At 74.5% G+C, this 1,885-nt stretch carries 2 protein-coding genes and 1 pseudogene; 1 reads left to right on the forward strand and 2 read right to left on the reverse strand.

Annotation, left to right across the window (positions count from 1 at the left end):
• Nucleotides 1–290, reverse strand: a 290-nt coding sequence (locus tag HF519_RS29950; RefSeq protein WP_281358683.1) for a sigma factor, incomplete at its 3' end; no start/stop codon positions are given.
• Between the two features lie 215 nt (nt 291–505).
• On the opposite strand from HF519_RS29950, the gene mftR reads away from it, so the two are divergent.
• Nucleotides 506–1,153, forward strand: a complete 648-nt coding sequence (mftR, locus tag HF519_RS29955) for a mycofactocin system transcriptional regulator MftR (protein WP_169416307.1) — start codon at nt 506–508, stop codon at nt 1,151–1,153.
• 147 nt (nt 1,154–1,300) lie between these two features.
• Here the strand turns inward: mftR and HF519_RS29960 are convergent.
• Nucleotides 1,301–1,885, reverse strand: a pseudogene (locus HF519_RS29960) (hypothetical protein); the annotation flags it as partial.

Raw genomic sequence — 1,885 nt, forward strand, 5'->3', positions numbered from 1 at the left:
CGCGCACGCACCACGTCGACGGCCAGGTTGTGCGTGATGCTCGTGAGCCACGCGGCCACCGAGCCCCGGCACGGGTCGTAGACCTGGGCGTGCCGCCAGGCGCGCTCGAAGGCCAGCTGGGACACGTCCTCGGCGAGCCGCGGCTCACCCAGAACGCTCAGAGCCACCCCGAACACCCGGCGCTGGAAGCGGCGGACGAAGGCGACGGACAGCTCGGCATCGCCGGTCGCGAGGCCGGCGAGCAGCAGGTCGTCGTCGAACGGCTCGACCGGCCGGCGGTGGATCCGCATGCCGCTCCTCTGGGAGGCAGGGCGGCGGGATGACGGGGCCGGATCCCGTCGCCCGAGTCCGATGACCGTCGCACTACGACGCGCAATCCGCAATCCCCGGCATGTCGTCGCACCCGGCCGGCTTCCGGTGCGTGGGATGCTGTGCTCACCGCGCCCAGACCTGCGCGGGCGGGATCACGATGTCGACGGCCAACGGTGCCGCGGAGGAAGGGGCGATGTCCGCAGTCGCCGAGCAAGGGGCGGCCGGGGCCCGCAGGGCCGGTCGGCGCCCCGTCACGTCGCGTTCCGAGATCGAGCACATCGCACTCGACCTCTTCACCCGCCGGGGTTTCGACACCACCACGGTGGACGACATCGCCCAGGCTGCCGGCATCGGACGGCGGACCTTCTTCCGTTACTACGCTTCGAAGAACGACGTGCCGTGGGGCGCGTTCGACGAGCAGCTGCACCGGATGCGGGCGAACTTCGCCGCGCTGCCCCCGGAGATCCCCGTGATGGCCGGGATCCGGGCCGCGGTGCTGGACTTCAACGAGGTCGATCCGGACGAGCAGCCCTGGCACCGGCGCAGGCTGCGGCTGATCCTCGGGACGCCTGCCCTGCAGGCCCACTCGACCCTGCGCTATGCCGCGTGGCGCCAGGTCGTGGCCGACTACGCGGCCGCGCGGCTCGGCGTCCCGAGCGATGCGCTGGTCCCGCAGACGATCGGCCACGCCTGCCTCGGTGTCGCCCTTGCGGCCTACGAGCGCTGGCTCACCGAGGAGGGCTCGGAACTGCGGGATCTGCTGGGCGAGGTGTTCCGTGCACTGGAGCACGGACTCGTCGCCGCCGGCGCGGAATGGGCGGAGGGTGACGGAGTTTCGTGACCCTCGGTGATGTCCGGTCTCGCTGGGCGGCGAACGGGGTGGCCGACGAAAATCGCCGGTCGCCCCGTTCGTAATCCTGGAAACGCATTCACGCCCTGTCTGCCCGGTGTATTCGGGAGGGCTGCGCGATGAATTCTCGGAGTTGATTCAGCCGGCCGGTGGCGCACTCGGGGCCGGGGGAAGCTCAGCGGGTGCGGCCGGCGCCGGCGGCACAGCTCCCGAAGCCGGCGGCAACTCGCCCGGCAGGGCCGGCGGCTCGGCCGGCAGGGCCGGCAGCTCACCGGGCGCAGCGGGCAGCGATCCGGGGGCCGGGGGCAGTCCGCCGGGCAGGGCCGGCAGATTGCCCGGGGCGGTGGGCAGGTCGGCAGGCATGGTGGGCAGCTCGCCCGGGAGCGCCGGCAGTTCGCCCGGGAGCGCGGGCAGGTCGGCAGGCACACCGGGCACCTCACCGGGGACGGCGGGCAGCTCTCCGGGCGCGCTGGGCAGGTCGGCCGGGAGCGGCGGCAGGCCGGCCGGGACGCCCGGCAGCGCGGGCGCCGCGGGAAGCGCCGGGACCTCGGGCGGGGCCGGGAGCGAGGGCGCCGGGACCGGCGGTTCCACCTGGTCGGCCCCCACCGTCTCGTTGCTGGTCAGGGGCAACGCGGGCGTGGCGACGGGGACGGCCGGGACCGCGGCGACCGCGGCCGGAACCGGGACGAGCCCGCCGAGCAGGCTCGGGAGCAGGCCCTGCAC

Source organism: Pseudonocardia bannensis, from assembly GCF_012911875.1.
GTDB classification, from domain to species: domain Bacteria; phylum Actinomycetota; class Actinomycetes; order Mycobacteriales; family Pseudonocardiaceae; genus Pseudonocardia; species Pseudonocardia bannensis.